Origin of the sequence: Serratia sp. JKS296, from assembly GCF_900215445.1 — a bacterium.
Lineage (GTDB): Bacteria > Pseudomonadota > Gammaproteobacteria > Enterobacterales > Enterobacteriaceae > Serratia > Serratia marcescens.
The window spans coordinates 4,322,152-4,336,372 of record NZ_OCMX01000001.1; the positions used below are offsets into that span (position 1 = coordinate 4,322,152).

Sequence of the window (14,221 nt, forward strand, 5' to 3'; positions counted from 1 at the left end):
AAGATCTATGGATCAAGCCGGTATCATTCGTGATCTGCTTAGCTGGCTGGAAAGCCATTTGGACCAACCCTTGTCGCTGGATAACGTGGCGGCCAAGGCAGGCTACTCCAAATGGCATCTGCAACGGATGTTCAAAGATATTACCGGTAACGCCATCGGTGCTTACATCCGGGCAAGGAGGCTGTCCAAAGCCGCCGTCGCGCTGCGTTTGACCAGCCGGCCGATTTTGGATATCGCCCTGCAATATCGCTTCGACTCGCAGCAGACCTTCACCCGCGCCTTCAAAAAACAGTTTGCGCAGACGCCGGCGCTGTACCGCCGCGCCGAAGACTGGAACGCATTCGGCATCTGTCCGCCGATCCGTCTGGGAGCCTTCACCCTGCCGCAGCCGGAATTCGTCTCGCTGCCGGACAAGCACCTGGTCGGCCTGACCCAAAGCTACTCCTGTACGCTGGAACAGATCACCACCGTGCGCACCGAACTGCGCTCACAGTTCTGGCGTCAGTTCCTCGGTGACGTCGAAACCCTGCCGCCGGTGCTGTACGGGCTGCACCACTCGCGACCGAGCCAAGAGAAGGACGACGAACAGGAAGTGCTGTACACCACGGCGCTGGAGCCGGATCAGGTGCCTGACAAGGTACAGGAAGGCCAGCCGCTGGTGTTGCCGGGCGGTGAGTTTGCGATGTTCAGCTACGAAGGGCCCACCGAGGGACTGCAAGACTTTATTCTGACGGTCTACGGCACCTGCCTGCCGGCGCTCCAGCTGACGCGCCGCAAAGGGCACGACATCGAGCGCTTCTATCCGAAAGGCGAGCGCCGTCCGCATCAGGCGCCTATCGAGATCAAGTGCGATTACCTGATCCCGATTCGGCGTTAACGCTGCAGTTCGTCCAACGCGGGCATGTCCAAATGCGTGACATCGCCCGCCGTTTCCACGATCCAGCCGGAAGCCAGCCAAGGGCTCTGCTGGTGATCGACGCGCGACAGTGAGCAGTTGCGCAAGCGCAGGCGGCGTTCCGCATAGGCCGGCAGCCCCAGCACCGTACTGATCAAACACCCCAACGCGATGCCATGACTGACGAGCAGCGGCTTGCTGCCTTCAGGCAGCATCAGGCAACTCTCCAGCGCGGCGCGCATGCGCTCGCCCAGCTCCTCCATGGATTCGCCTTGAGGGATACGGCCGTCAGGAGTACCATCGACCATCTGTTTGCGCCACTGCTCTTCCTGCGGCGTCAAACTGTCGATCAGGCGTTCTTCCAGAACCCCCATGTGCAGCTCACGCAAACGCGGATCGCTAATCACTTCGCAGCCACAGGCGTCGGCGATGATCTGCGCGGTGCGCCGCGTGCGCCCCAGATCGCTGGTAATGATGTGCGTAATGCCTTCTTTGCTGACGCGCCTGGCGACCAGATGGGCCTGGTGTTCCCCCATGGCGGTTAACGGGCTGTCGGACTGACCCTGGATACGGCGAGCCGCGTTCCATTCCGTTTCGCCATGGCGAACGAGGTATACCTGTAACATTTTTGTTTTCCGTTATACTGCGTGAAATTTGCATTTATCCCCGGCCCGGTGGCGCTTTTGCCGCTGCCCGGCGTATCGGCCAGAAGGATATCAAACCCGTTATGTACCATGTTGTCGCTGCAACTACCAACCCGGCAAAGATCAAGGCTATTCAACTCGCCTTCGATGACGTCTTTGGCGCGGGCCAATACCGCATTGAATCCGTTGACGTCGCCAGCGGCGTCTCGCTGCAGCCGATAGGCAACCACGAAACCCGCACCGGTTCGCGTCAACGCGTCATGGAAGCGCGCCAGGTCAGGCCCGAGGCCGATTTTTGGGTCGGCGTGGAAGCCGGGATTGAAGAGAATATGACCTTCGCCTGGATGACCATCGAGAACCCGCACATCCGTGGCGAATCCCGCTCGGCGAGCCTGATGCTGCCGGAGGTCATCTTACAAGGTATTCGCGCCGGTCGCGAATTGGGCAGCGAAATGGCGGCGATCACCGGCAACGCCGAGGTGAAACGTCAGGGCGGCGCCATCGGCGTCTTCACCGACGGCCGGCTGAGCCGCACCAGCGTTTACCACCAGGCGCTCCTGCTGGCGCTGGTGCCGTTCCACAACGCCATCTATCAGCAATAACGCTGAGTCTGCTAGGGCGCGTCGTGCAACAGCTGCTGCTCAAGCCACTGTTTCAGCGCGGGTGAAGCCGCTTTCAGGCTGTTCGATCCGCGGGTGATGGTGGCGATCCCCGCGCCCAGTTCATTTTTTAACTCGCGCTGGCTCATCTCGCCGCGCATCAGTTCCTGAATGATCCGCACCCGGGTGCCCAGCGCGGTGCGCTCGTCCGGCGTCAACATCAGCTGCAGCAGCGGTTGATGCAGTTCTTGCGCAAAGGAATTCTGCAGCAGCGCGACGAAGCGCAGCCAATCCTCATTGCCTTGTTCTGAAAGAGCGGGGTCGTTTAACGATAATTGCGTCATGGCAGCCACCATACTATTTAACTAGTACAGCAGCATACCATAGGGCCGTCAAAATCAATAACGTCTCTGCCACTCGGCGTCGGTCAGCACCTTGGCCGGCCGGTGCGTCAGATAACGGTAAAATGCATCATAAGCCAGCACGTTCTTGACGTAGCCGCGGGTTTCAGAGAACGGAATGCTTTCGATGAATGCCACCGGATCGATCCGCCCCGCGCTGTTGCCCAGCCAGGTATTCACCCGCGACGGGCCGGCATTATAGGCGGCGCTCGACAGAATGCGGTTGCGGCCAAACTGCTGATAGACCGACTCCAGATAGCTGGTGCCGATGGTGATATTGGTCTGCGGATCGAACAGTTGGCTCGGGCCGACATAGCCGGGAATATTGTACATCTGCACCGTATGCTGCGCGGTGCGCGGCATCACCTGCATCAGGCCGGTAGCGCCAACCGGCGACTGCGCTTTCGGATTCCAGGCGCTCTCCTGACGCGCGATCGCCATCGCGTAGCTGGTGGTGATCCCCTTGTCATCGGTCGCGCGGCGGAACTCCTGCGGCCAGGCGACCGGGAAACGCTCCTCCAGATGATCCCACAGCTTGCCGACGATGGTCGCCTGCACGCTCAGATCGGCCCATTTTTGCTCAAAGGCGTAGCGCGCCAGCGCTTCTTGTTCCGGCCGGCTGCGGCTGGCGACATACGAGCCCCACTCGCTGCGGGCCAGGTTGTCCATATTCCAGTACATCAGCTCACGCACCCGGGCGACCTCCGGCCCGTCGACCAGCGACGTGCGCGGCTTGGCCGCCACCGCCACCATCACCGGATAAGTGGCGTTCAGCTTCTGCGCCGCGACCATCGGATAGAAGCCGCGTTCGGTCATCAGGTTACGCAACATCTCCTCGCCTTCGGCGCGTTTGCCTTCGTCCATCAGTTGACTGGCGCGCCAGTAGCGCCACTCATCCTTGTTGCGCGACTCTTCCGGCAGGCGGGCCAGCCAGGTCGCGACGCCCTGCCGATCGCCGTTGCCCAACGCCATGCGTACTCGGCGCTCCAACAGCGAAGGCGAACGGCTGCGCAGAATCACCTGATCGCGCCACTGCGCCTGCTCGTAGGTAGCGTCGCTGCCCATCAGGCGCCAGGCCACCGCCTCTTCCAACCCCAGCCGTTCGTCGTCGCTCATTTTCTGCAACCGCGCGAGCGTCGGGATCATCGCCCGCGCGTTTTCCACATCCTGCCGCGCCAGGCGTTCAAAGGCGATGCCGGTGGCGGCACGGGTAAAGTCAGTCGGCCCCACGCTGCGGGCGAAGGCTTCCACGGTGGTCGGATCGTTTTGCAAGCGCACCAGGGCGTTGCCCATGGTTTGATAGTCGGCCGGCAACTGGCCGTAAAGGTTGCTGACCAGCGAACTGTTACCCTCTTTCAACGCCAGCTTCATGCGCGCCAGAATATCCAGCGGCGTTTGCTTGCCTGCGCCGCGCCAGACGCTGAACAGACGATCGCAGGCGCTCGGCAACGTTTTGCCGTTCAGCCACAGTTCATCGGCGCCGCTCCAGGCCGCCTGCTGGTCACCGGTAGCCCATTTGGCGTAGTAATAGTTGCAGCGCGCAGCCACCGGTTTGGGCGGCTGCGCGCTGAAGGCCAACAGGGTGCGCCAGTCTTCGCGCCGCGCCAGTTCATTGACGAAGCGCGGCACCAGTGATTTCGCCGGCGGCAGCGTCGGGTGGCGTTTGATAAAGTCGTTCACCTCGGAGAACCCCGCCTGGCTCAGATCCTGTGTCAGCTCGCGGTATTCCAGGTAAGGATAAAGCGGGTAATCGCGCAGCGTCGGCATCAGCTGCGCCACCACGTCCATTTGATTGCCGTCCCATGCCTGTTTGATCTGCTGGTAACGCTGACGTTGCGCATCCAGAGAATCCGCCAGCGCCGCGCCTGAAAACGCCGTCAGACACAGGCCCATTGCCAACAGCCGTCGCTTGTCCACCTTGACCATCCTCGCTCTTTCCTCACTGGTTGTACCGCAGGAGCCGCCCAGCTCCCCGGTGACCGCCGCACCACGGCGCCGCGGGACAAAATAAAGCCGGGCGCACGGCCCGGACGCGGATATCTACCATAGACAGCGCAATCGCTTATCCATTCAATACTGTAGAAGAAGAAGTGTATCGCCATGACGAGGGCCAGGTAAAAAACGTTTACTTTGGCTGACAAATCAGGCCGGCGGGATATTTCCAGCCACCGGATTTTTATTAGCTGCCCCGGCACTTATTGGAGAAGTAAAATACTTTTTAATTATTAGCCATCACATTATTGCATTTTCGACATGACGCCGCCGTTGCGCAAATCGCCTGACAGCAGGCTAAACGCGCCAACTTTGCAGAAAAGCGGTGGCAAACCCGGGTGGGCATTTTTATACTATCAAAAATAAGTAAGATAATTCCGAGAAAACAGCACATAAAGCGCCCAACGAAGACATCTTATAATACAATCCGCGCCAATTATGGGTTAGATAGTGTTCATTAGGCAGTGCGACTGACAGCTTTCAGCAAAACGATTGTCCCTTCAAGCGGGCCGGATTTTTCCTTGTCAGGCCACGGCCTGCGGGCGGTGGATCAGGCCGGAATGGCGGGTGAAGATGGTGAATAAGACCGCGATAGCGATGCGTTGCGCAAAAAGCCCCGAACCGGGCTTCCTTGACGCACGCCTGAATATCGGCCGCCTGCTGCTGATCGTTTTGTTGGTGCTGCTGACGTTGTCCGAGCCTGCGCACGCCGCCGCTGATCCCTATCAAAAGCGCACGCACGCCGTGACGACCGTGGTGGTAGGCATCATCAGCTACGCACGCTGGTCGCGTGAACCCAATCCGATCCGCTTGTGCGTGACCGCACCCACCCAGTATGCCGAAGGGCTGTTCGATCCGATCCTGCTGAGCGCGCCGCGTCCGATTAAAGCCGAGCGCGTGCCGTTCGACAGCCCAACGCTGAGTACCGGCTGTGATGTCATCTACTTAGGGAACATCACCGCCGCGCAGAGACAAAATTTCATGCAGCGCATTTCCGGCAACTCCATTCTCAGCATCAGCGAGAACGATAGCGAATGCTCCGCCGGCAGCGCATTTTGCCTGCAGATTGATGGGGACCAGGCCAGCTTCAAGGTCAACCTGGATGCTCTGGCGCGCAGCGGCGTGCGCGTTCACCCCAACGTGCTGCAGCTGGCACGCAAACAGGCGCCGCCGCTATGAGGCTGTTGCGTAGAAACCGCTCCGGCAATGCGCGCCCGACGCTGGGCCGAGTACTGCAGCGTGTGCATCTTGGGCTGGCGCTGATCGCCGTCGGCACCGCCGGCATCTTTTTGACGCTGGTGGCGCTGTTTGCGCTGCGCGCCTATGCCAATCACAACCTGCACCTGATCGCGCGCTCCATCAGCTATACCGTCGAGGCCGCCGTGGTGTTTGAAGACCGCACCGCCGCGCGCGAAGCGCTGATGCTGATATCCTCCAATGAAGAGGTGTCGGACGCGCGGATCCTCGACAACAACGGCAAGATGCTGGCCAACTGGCGCCATCCTACCGATGGGCCGCTGCACGGCCTAGAGCAGATCGTCGCGCACTGGGCGCTGCCCGAACCGGTCATTCTGCCTATCACCCACGAGGGCAAACAGGTCGGCCAGGTCTGGCTGAGCGGCAACGGCGGCAGCCTGCTGCGTTTCCTGTTGCGCGGCATGGTCGGCATGATCGCCTGCCTGGTGCTCAGCACCCTGTGCGCCCTGGTGTTGTCGCGCCGCATGCTGGTCGGCATCGTCAGTTCGCTTGACGACATCGCCAACGTGGCACATGCAGTGCGCCGCGATCGCACTTTCGGCCTGCGGGTGCCGTCGGCGCCTATCGCCGAGCTGCATGAGCTCAGCAACGATTTCAACGGCTTGCTCGACGAGCTGGAGGCCTGGCAGGCCCATCTGAAGCAGGAAAACGACTCGCTGGCTCACCGGGCGACGCACGACAGCCTGACCGGCTTGCCGAACCGCGCCTTCTTCGAAGGGCGGCTGAGCCGGGCGCTGGGCGATATCGAACCGCCGGCGAAATTGGCGGTGCTGTTTATCGACGGCGATCGCTTCAAGGAGGTGAACGACAGTTACGGCCACGCCGCAGGCGATGCGGTGCTGACCACCATTGCCGGGCGCATTCGCGCGCAGTTGCGCGAGACCGATCTGGTCGCCCGCCTGGGAGGGGATGAATTCGCCGTGCTGTTGGCGCCGGTACACGGCACGGAAGATGTCTTGCAGATCGCTGACAACATCATCGACTGCATGACGCAACCGGTCATTTTGCCGAACGACGAGGCGGTCATCACCTCTCTGAGTATCGGTATTGCGCTGTACCCTGATCACGCGTCGACGCCTCAGGGTCTTTTGCACGAAGCTGACGATGCGATGTATCAGGCAAAGCATCGTTATAACGGAGGCTGGCGGCTGGCTATACATAAATAAGAGCCCCGGCTATAACACTTGAACTAGGGATTTTGACTATGATACAGCAACTGTTTAAAGGTCGTTTTTCACTGCTGGCGATGGCGTTCGTCGCCCTGCTGGCGCTCGCCGGCTGCCAGAGCAAACCGCAGGGCCTGACGCCCGAGCAGGTTGCGCTGCTGCAATCGCAGGGCTTCAAACTGACCGATAACGGCTGGGAGTTCGGCCTGTCGGATAAGGTGCTGTTCGGCAACAACATCGGCAAGCTGAACCCGGAAAGCACCGAGACGGTGCAGAAGATGGGCCGTGCGCTGCTGAGCGTCGGCATCACCAAGTTCCGCCTGGACGGCCATACCGACAACTACGGTGAAGACAGCTATAACGATCAGCTTTCCCTGCGCCGCGCCGATGCGGTGGCCGATCTGCTGGCCAGCGTCGGCATTCCGCGCGCCAATATCGAAACCCGCGGCATGGGCAAGCGCGATCCCGTTGCCGATAACCGCACCTCCAGCGGCCGCGCGGAAAACCGCCGCGTCGCGATCGTCGTCACGCCATAAGCCACCAATATGCGCCTTTATCGGCGCATAAACGGTTATACTTGGCGATCGCTGAGCGATGTCTGGGATCCGAGATCGAAACGGGCTACACTCATGCCGCCAGACATCCTATAAATACTGATATAGAGAGGCTTAGAGCAACGTGGCTCAATACGTCTATACCATGCACCGCGTCGGCAAGGTGGTACCGCCGAAGCGTCATATTTTGAAAAACATCTCCCTGAGCTTCTTCCCTGGGGCAAAAATCGGCGTGCTGGGCCTGAACGGCGCCGGTAAGTCCACCCTGCTGCGCATCATGGCCGGCATCGATACCGATATCGAAGGGGAAGCGCGCCCGCAGCCGGGCATCAAGATCGGTTACCTGCCGCAGGAGCCGCAGCTTAACCTCGAACACACCGTGCGTGAATCGGTGGAAGAAGCGCTGGCGGAAGTGGTCGGCGCGCTGAAGCGCCTGGACGAAGTGTACGCGCTGTACGCGGAAGAAGGCGCAGACTTCGACAAGCTGGCCGCCGAACAGGGCCGCCTGGAAGAGATCATTCAGGCGCACGACGGTCACAACCTCAACGCCCAGTTGGAACGCGCCGCCGATGCGCTGCGCCTGCCGGACTGGGACGCCAAAATCGCCCACCTGTCCGGGGGTGAACGCCGCCGCGTCGCGCTGTGCCGCCTGCTGCTGGAAAAGCCGGACATGCTGCTGCTGGACGAACCGACCAACCACCTGGACGCCGAGTCCGTGGCCTGGCTGGAACGCTTCCTGCACGACTTTGAAGGCACCGTGGTGGCGATCACCCACGACCGTTACTTCCTGGATAACGTGGCCGGCTGGATCCTCGAACTCGACCGCGGCGAAGGCATTCCGTGGGAAGGCAACTACTCGTCCTGGCTGGAGCAGAAAGACGCGCGTCTGGCGCAGGAAGCGTCCGCCGAAGCCGCTCGTCGCAAGTCGATCGAGAAAGAGCTGGAGTGGGTGCGTCAGGGCGCCAAAGGCCGTCAGTCCAAAGGCAAGGCCCGCCTGGCCCGCTTTGAAGAGCTGAACAACACCGAATACCAGAAACGTAACGAAACCAACGAACTGTTCATTCCACCTGGCGCGCGCCTGGGCGATAAAGTGGTCGAAGTCAGCAACCTGCGCAAGTCTTATGGCGACCGCCTGCTGATCGACGACCTGTCGTTCTCGGTGCCGAAAGGCGCGATTGTCGGCATCATCGGCCCGAACGGCGCGGGTAAATCCACGCTGTTCCGCATGATGTCCGGTCAGGAGCAGCCTGATTCCGGCAGCATCGTGCTGGGCGACACCGTCAAACTCGCTTCCGTCGATCAGTTCCGCGACAGCATGGACGGTTCGAAAACCGTGTGGGAAGAAGTCTCCGGCGGGCAGGACATCATGCGCATCGGCAACACCGAGATGCCGAGCCGCGCCTATGTCGGGCGCTTCAACTTCAAGGGCGTCGATCAGGGCAAACGCGTGGGCGAGCTGTCCGGCGGTGAGCGTGGCCGTCTGCACCTGGCCAAGCTGCTGCAGGTTGGCGGCAACGTGCTGCTGCTCGATGAACCGACCAACGACCTGGATATCGAAACCCTGCGCGCGCTGGAAAACGCCCTGCTGGAATTCCCTGGCTGCGCCATGGTGATCTCGCACGACCGTTGGTTCCTCGACCGTATCGCCACCCACATCCTGGACTACCAGGACGAGGGCAAGGTGGAATTCTTCGAAGGCAACTTCACCGAGTACGAAGAGTACAAGAAGCGCACGCTGGGCGCCGATGCGCTCGAGCCGCACCGCATCAAGTACAAAAAGATCGCCAAGTAATGCCCAAGGCGCCGCATGCGGCGCCTTTTTTTACCCCCGCGCCAACTCGCGCGCGTAATCGTCGAACGCCGGGTGCTGCAGCACCACATCGATGAAACAAGCCAGCGCCGGGGAGTTCAGCTTGCGGCTCGGGTAGACCAGATACAGCTCGTTCCCTTCCGCACGCCACGCCGGCAACACCTCCACCAACAGCTTCTGCGCCACCACCTCGCGGCTGAGAAACGCCGGCAGCAACGTGATGCCGGCACCGGCAATGGCGCATTCGCGCGCATACAGCAGGTTGTCGGTGGTGTGCGCCAGCGGCAGCTGCCAACGGTAGTAGTCATCGCCGCAGCGCAGGTTCCAGGCCGTCCAGGCGCGGTGGGCGATGCAACGATGCTGCTGCAGTTGCTGCGGATGTTCGATCGGCGGGTGCTGCGCCAGGTAGGACGGCGCCGCCAGCAGATAGCGCGGCGCGTACCCGAGGCGTCGGCCGATCAGCGAAGAATCCTGTGGCTTGCCGGTGCGCAGCGCGGCGTCGTAACCTTCCTGCACCAGATCCACCATGGCGTCGGACACCGACACCTCCAGCGAAACGTCCGGGTACTGGCGCTGAAAATCCGCCGCCAGCCGCGCCACCAGGGTCGCCCCCAGCCCGGCCGGCGTCGAGATGCGCAGGCGCCCGCTCGGGTTATCGCGCAGCCGCTGCAACGCCAGATCGGCGCGTTCGGCAGCGGACATCATCGCCTGACAATGCTCCAGATAACGCTCGCCTGCGAAGGTCAGGTTCAGCTGGCGCGTGGTGCGATTGAGCAAGCGCAGCCCCAGCGTCTGCTCAAGCTGGCTGATGCGCTGGCTGACGCTGGATTTCGGCAACCCCACGCGCTGCGCGGCGGCGGTAAAGCTGCCGCACTCCGCCACCAGCGCGAACAGCGCCATATCCTGCAGCTGTTTGAATTCCATTGTTCACCTTAAACGAACACTCAGTTAGATATTGTCCATCTTATCACCCCACTGCCGCGGGTCTACACTGGGGGCATCATTTGAAAGGAGTACAATCATGTCGATAAAAGCCATTGCCGTAGACCCGCAGAACCCCGCCAGTTTCATCGAAATCTCACCGGAGATGCCGGTTCCCGGCCAGTACGATCTGCTGGTGGAAGTGAAAGCGGCGTCGGTCAACCCGGTGGACACCAAAGTGCACGCCGGCCTGCAGAAAAGCGGCCTGCAGCAGCCGCGCGTCCTCGGCTGGGACGCCAGCGGCATCGTGGTGGGCGTGGGCAACAGCGTCAGCGGCTTCAAGCCCGGCGATGAAGTGTGGTACGCCGGCGACATCACCCGCCCCGGCAGCAACAGCAGTCACCAACTGATCGACTCACGCATCGCCGCGCACAAACCGCGCAGCCTGAACTGGGCCGAGTCCGCCGCCATGCCGCTCACCGCCCTCACCGCCTGGGAGGCGCTGTTCGAACACCTGAACATTCAGGACGCGCCGGAGCACAAGACGCTGCTGATCATCGGCGGCGCCGGCGGGGTCGGCTCGCTGGCCATTCCGCTGGCCGCATTGCGCAGCAAGGTGAAAGTGATCGCCACCGCATCAAGACCTGAATCCGCCGCCTGGTGCCGTGAGCGCGGCGCCGATCTGGTGGTGGACTACCGCGATCTGAAGGGCAACCTGGCGCAGCACGGCATCGAGCAGGTGGATTACATCCTGTGTCTGAACGATACCGACGGCCACTGGCCGGCGATGGCCGAACTGATCGCGCCGCTCGGCCATATCTGCACCATCGTCGAGAACGCGCAGCCGTTGGATCAAAACGCGCTGAAGCTGAAAAGCGCCGCGCTGCACTGGGAGTTCATGTTCACCCGCAGCATGTTCACCACCCCGGATATCGCGCAGCAGGGCAAGATCCTGCAGCAGGTGGCGCAGCTGCTGGACGAGGGCAAGCTGAGCACCACGCTGAGCGAAACCCTGCACGGGCTGTCGGTAGACACGCTGACCGCCGCGCATCAACAGCTGCTCGGCGGCCATATGCAAGGCAAGCTGGTCATCGCTTACTGAGCCTGAATCGCGGCGGCGCAGCGCGCCGCCGTTACTGTGGACGAACGAAGCCGACGCACAGCATCTGCTCGTCACTATGCGGATCGGCGCGGAAGGTCAGCGTCTGCTGCCAATCGAGGCGCATCTTCGGCCAGTGGGCCAACTCACCGCCAAAGTCGCTGTGCGCGCAGTCTTCACCCAACCGCCCGAACAGGGCGACGCCGTGCTGCGCAATCTGCGGATAGCTGATGTTGACGTTGTAGATATTCGGCCGCGCATGATTGGACCAACGCGTAATGGTCCGCGGCCGGGAACCGGCGTACACCGTCATCCACTGCGACAGGTATTCGCCGCCGACGTAGCGCAGTTCAACGCCATACCGCTCTTGCCACTGCCGCTCCACCCCGGCGCTGAACGCCTTGATACCCACCATTTTCTGACCGGCGTTGCGCACGTTGCCCAGCATCACCGCGGCATACCCCAGATAGACCGCCAGCGCCGCACACATCAGCCCAATGGTTGCCGCGCGCAGCGAACGCACCGGCGGCTGGCGCACGCAACCGACCAGCAGCGCGGGCGCCAGCATGAAGAAAGGCTGCAGCCATTCGGTCAGCCGGCCGCCGACGTTGAAAGAGAACCAGAAGGTAATGATGCCGAGCGGCAACAGATAGACCCACAGCAACACCCGCATCGGCAACGCCGGTGGCCAGGCCAGCACCGCCCCGCTACGCCGCAGGATCCCCCACAGCACCAGCGACGGATAGAACACCAGCAGCAGCGACTGCAGCATATCGAGGTTGAGCTGCATCTTGATCTGCGAATCCACCCACTTGAAGGCGGCAAAGTCGTGGTTCCACAACCAGAACACGTTCGGCAGCACCAGCGCCAACCAGATCGCCACCGCCAGATAGAACTGCGGCTGGCGATAGCAGCGGCGGATCTGCGGCACGAACAGCGTCGACAGCGCAGCGAAATAGACAAAGGCGAAGGTCGAGTACTTCGCCATCATCGCCAGCCCGGCGGCCAACGCGAAGGCCGGCCACCAGTTGGTCGAACGCGAAATAGCCAGGTGGAAAAACAGCGCCATCCACGGCCACAGCATCACCAACAGGTAATTGTCGTTGTAGGGAATGATGTCGAAATTGATGATGCCGGACAGGTTGAGCGTCAACAGCGCCATCCAGGCCAGCGAGGTGCTGCCGCTCAGCCGGCGCGCCAACAGCCAGACACCCAGCATACCGATGGCGATGGCGATGAAGTGCCCGCCATACCAGTACAAGTTCAGCGGCAGCCACGAGAACCCGATCGCCGGCTGCATCGCCGCCCCGACCAGCCACGGGTTTTTCGGTGAGCCCCACTCGCCGTTGAGGCCCCAGTTGAGCGCCTCGACGGCGTCGTAAGGCAGGGTAGGATCGAGATGAACAGTCAGCAGCGTCCAGGCTGCGGCATAGCAGACCAACCAAAGAGCGAGCAAGCGATAAGACATGTCTTCTTCTGAGCGTTATTGTAAAGAAAATCTTACCGTAGTCGCTGTCGAATGAACCATGTTTAAACAAGCCGTTAAATGTGCGCCCGGGCGGCCGTTTCTGCCGCCGCGACCGCACATTCCGCTAATTTTCTCAGCCTGCGGCGTGATGCTGGGCGGGTGCGTTCGCCAACCGGCCGGCGTCCGCCGCCAGCAACTGTTGCACCAGCTCGACGCAGCGCAGAAAACGCTCTTCGTAATCGCTGGACTCAACATGCACATACTCGATGTCGTTAGCGCGCAGCATTTCCTCCAGCAGGCGCTGGAACGCCAGACGATCGGCGGTGCTGCCGAGGCTGCGCAGGCCATCCGCCACCCACGGCGTGTTGTTTTCCAGCAGAATCACCAGATCGAAACGGTATTCGTCGATCAGCGCCTGCACGAAGGGGTGTTCACGCCCCTCGTACTTTTTGCAAAACGCCTGGGTGGTGACGAAATCGGTATCGATAAACGCCACCTTGTTGGCGTACTTGACCGCGAAATCCACGTATTGCGCCTGCCCGAGGGCAATTTTGTCGTAGTCGGAGTATTGCAGCGCCATCTCGTCGCCGCCCAGGTGCGAGAACACGTAATCGCGGCCATATTCCCAGGCGCTGGTGGTGTTGAAGATGTTGGCCAGCTTGTTGACCAGCGTCGATTTGCCGCTCGACTCGCCGCCGAGGATCGCCACGGTGCGCACGAAGAACGGCTTCACCTCGGTCGGGATGTAGTCCCAATAGCGGAATGGATCCTGGCGGATCTGATTGCCGCTGATGTTCATGAACGAACGCTCGGGGTCGACCAAAATGGTTTCGATGCCCAGATGCTCGCGGTAGCGCGGCGCATCCTGCGCTTCGCTGGAATAAATGAAGCTCGGTACGATGCCCTTCTGTTCCATAAAGGCCTTCATGCCGTCGCTCCACACGTTCCAGCCGTGCGGATAGGGTTCGATGCCCTGCTCGTCGAACGAGTGGATATGGATGTTTTTCTGGTACTTGAAGGTCTGCAGCAGCCAGCGCAGGCGATCGCTGACCGTCGGCTGTTGCGACATTGAACTGTTCTCGAACAGCTCGCGGTCGCGAGGTTCGTCGTGGCACAAAATAACGTGCAACTCGTCCACCTGGCTGCAGGCGCGCTGGATCAGATAGATGTGGCCGGTATGCAGCGGGTAAAATTTACCAAACACCACGCCGACTTTAACCTCTTTACGCGGGAACTCCAGCCCGAGAAAACGGTGCAGCGCCTCAAGTTTTTGCGCGCTCGGGCTTTTGATTTTGTCGTTCAAAAGCTGGCTCAGATAGCCCTTGGTCATGCCGCTGGCATCCGCCACCTGCTGCAGCGTGCAGCCCTTTTGCTTGATGGACGTCTTCAGGTAATCAAATTGCGGCATGGCCACC

13 protein-coding genes are annotated in these 14,221 nt (G+C 61.3%); 7 read left to right on the top strand and 6 right to left on the bottom strand.

The annotated features are described in order from the left end of the window. The first annotated feature begins 7 nt into the window (after positions 1-7). Positions 8-877 carry an MDR efflux pump AcrAB transcriptional activator RobA gene (robA, locus tag CRO23_RS20720; RefSeq protein WP_033641224.1) on the top strand — a complete coding sequence of 290 codons (870 nt, stop codon included), beginning with the start codon at positions 8-10 and terminating at the stop codon, positions 875-877. On the opposite strand, the gene gpmB is transcribed toward robA, so the two are convergent. Further along, on the bottom strand, positions 874-1,521 hold the full coding sequence (gpmB, locus tag CRO23_RS20725) for a 2,3-diphosphoglycerate-dependent phosphoglycerate mutase GpmB (RefSeq protein ID WP_079451082.1): 648 nt from the start codon (positions 1,519-1,521) through the stop codon (positions 874-876). The two genes, robA and gpmB, sit on opposite strands and share 4 nt — an antisense overlap. 101 nt (positions 1,522-1,622) lie before the next feature. Between gpmB and yjjX the strand changes: the two genes are divergently transcribed. Then, entirely contained in the window at positions 1,623-2,141 is a 519-nt protein-coding gene (gene yjjX, locus CRO23_RS20730) for an inosine/xanthosine triphosphatase (RefSeq protein WP_004933015.1), read from the top strand. Positions 2,142-2,152: 11 nt separating this feature from the next. Here yjjX and trpR read toward each other — a convergent pair whose 3' ends face one another. Further along, on the bottom strand, positions 2,153-2,482 hold the full coding sequence (trpR, locus tag CRO23_RS20735; RefSeq protein ID WP_016929152.1) for a trp operon repressor: 330 nt from the start codon (positions 2,480-2,482) through the stop codon (positions 2,153-2,155). Between the two features lie 54 nt (positions 2,483-2,536). Then, on the bottom strand, positions 2,537-4,465 hold the full coding sequence (sltY, locus tag CRO23_RS20740) for a murein transglycosylase (RefSeq protein ID WP_016929153.1): 1,929 nt from the start codon (positions 4,463-4,465) through the stop codon (positions 2,537-2,539). A 639-nt stretch (positions 4,466-5,104) separates the two neighbouring features. Between sltY and CRO23_RS20745 the strand changes: the two genes are divergently transcribed. The 4 genes from CRO23_RS20745 (at position 5,105) to ettA (ending at position 9,300) form a co-directional block, all read left to right on the top strand. Beyond that, entirely contained in the window at positions 5,105-5,710 is a 606-nt protein-coding gene (locus CRO23_RS20745) for a YfiR family protein (RefSeq protein WP_015376603.1), read from the top strand. Next, positions 5,707-6,954, top strand: coding sequence for a diguanylate cyclase domain-containing protein (locus tag CRO23_RS20750; RefSeq protein ID WP_016929154.1), 1,248 nt, complete (start codon positions 5,707-5,709; stop codon positions 6,952-6,954). Before CRO23_RS20745 ends, CRO23_RS20750 begins: the two co-directional genes overlap by 4 nt. Before the next feature lie 38 nt (positions 6,955-6,992). Beyond that, positions 6,993-7,490 carry an OmpA family protein gene (locus CRO23_RS20755; RefSeq protein WP_016929155.1) on the top strand — a complete coding sequence of 166 codons (498 nt, stop codon included), beginning with the start codon at positions 6,993-6,995 and terminating at the stop codon, positions 7,488-7,490. 142 nt (positions 7,491-7,632) lie between these two features. Continuing rightward, positions 7,633-9,300, top strand: a complete 1,668-nt coding sequence (gene ettA, locus CRO23_RS20760) for an energy-dependent translational throttle protein EttA (RefSeq protein ID WP_025159620.1) — start codon at positions 7,633-7,635, stop codon at positions 9,298-9,300. A gap of 30 nt (positions 9,301-9,330) precedes the next feature. Here ettA and CRO23_RS20765 read toward each other — a convergent pair whose 3' ends face one another. After that, the gene (locus CRO23_RS20765) at positions 9,331-10,242 is read right to left on the bottom strand and encodes a LysR family transcriptional regulator (RefSeq protein ID WP_016929157.1); all 912 of its coding nucleotides are present in this window, start codon (positions 10,240-10,242) and stop codon (positions 9,331-9,333) included. A gap of 97 nt (positions 10,243-10,339) precedes the next feature. On the opposite strand from CRO23_RS20765, the gene CRO23_RS20770 reads away from it, so the two are divergent. Further along, positions 10,340-11,341: a zinc-binding alcohol dehydrogenase family protein gene (locus tag CRO23_RS20770; RefSeq protein WP_097102785.1), complete on the top strand. Its 1,002-nt coding sequence runs from the start codon at positions 10,340-10,342 to the stop codon at positions 11,339-11,341. A 31-nt stretch (positions 11,342-11,372) separates the two neighbouring features. Here the strand turns inward: CRO23_RS20770 and CRO23_RS20775 are convergent, their stop codons facing one another. After that, positions 11,373-12,806, bottom strand: coding sequence for a glycosyltransferase family 39 protein (locus CRO23_RS20775; RefSeq protein WP_097102787.1), 1,434 nt, complete (start codon positions 12,804-12,806; stop codon positions 11,373-11,375). Between the two features lie 133 nt (positions 12,807-12,939). Next, positions 12,940-14,214 (bottom strand): multifunctional transcriptional regulator/nicotinamide-nucleotide adenylyltransferase/ribosylnicotinamide kinase NadR, encoded by a 1,275-nt coding sequence (gene nadR, locus CRO23_RS20780; RefSeq protein ID WP_016929160.1) that lies wholly within the window; start codon positions 14,212-14,214, stop codon positions 12,940-12,942. Positions 14,215-14,221: the final 7 nt, after the last annotated feature.

Excerpts from the sequence above, each read along its gene's own strand:
- robA (WP_033641224.1), top strand. The coding sequence starts at position 8 with ATGGATCAAGCCGGTATCATTCGTGATCTGCTTAGCTGGCTGGAAAGC.
- gpmB (WP_079451082.1), bottom strand. The coding sequence starts at position 1,521 with ATGTTACAGGTATACCTCGTTCGCCATGGCGAAACGGAATGGAACGCG.
- yjjX (WP_004933015.1), top strand. The coding sequence starts at position 1,623 with ATGTACCATGTTGTCGCTGCAACTACCAACCCGGCAAAGATCAAGGCT.
- trpR (WP_016929152.1), bottom strand. The coding sequence starts at position 2,482 with ATGACGCAATTATCGTTAAACGACCCCGCTCTTTCAGAACAAGGCAAT.
- sltY (WP_016929153.1), bottom strand. The coding sequence starts at position 4,465 with ATGGTCAAGGTGGACAAGCGACGGCTGTTGGCAATGGGCCTGTGTCTG.
- CRO23_RS20745 (WP_015376603.1), top strand. The coding sequence starts at position 5,105 with ATGGTGAATAAGACCGCGATAGCGATGCGTTGCGCAAAAAGCCCCGAA.
- CRO23_RS20750 (WP_016929154.1), top strand. The coding sequence starts at position 5,707 with ATGAGGCTGTTGCGTAGAAACCGCTCCGGCAATGCGCGCCCGACGCTG.
- CRO23_RS20755 (WP_016929155.1), top strand. The coding sequence starts at position 6,993 with ATGATACAGCAACTGTTTAAAGGTCGTTTTTCACTGCTGGCGATGGCG.
- CRO23_RS20765 (WP_016929157.1), bottom strand. The coding sequence starts at position 10,242 with ATGGAATTCAAACAGCTGCAGGATATGGCGCTGTTCGCGCTGGTGGCG.
- CRO23_RS20770 (WP_097102785.1), top strand. The coding sequence starts at position 10,340 with ATGTCGATAAAAGCCATTGCCGTAGACCCGCAGAACCCCGCCAGTTTC.
- CRO23_RS20775 (WP_097102787.1), bottom strand. The coding sequence starts at position 12,806 with ATGTCTTATCGCTTGCTCGCTCTTTGGTTGGTCTGCTATGCCGCAGCC.
- nadR (WP_016929160.1), bottom strand. The coding sequence starts at position 14,214 with ATGCCGCAATTTGATTACCTGAAGACGTCCATCAAGCAAAAGGGCTGC.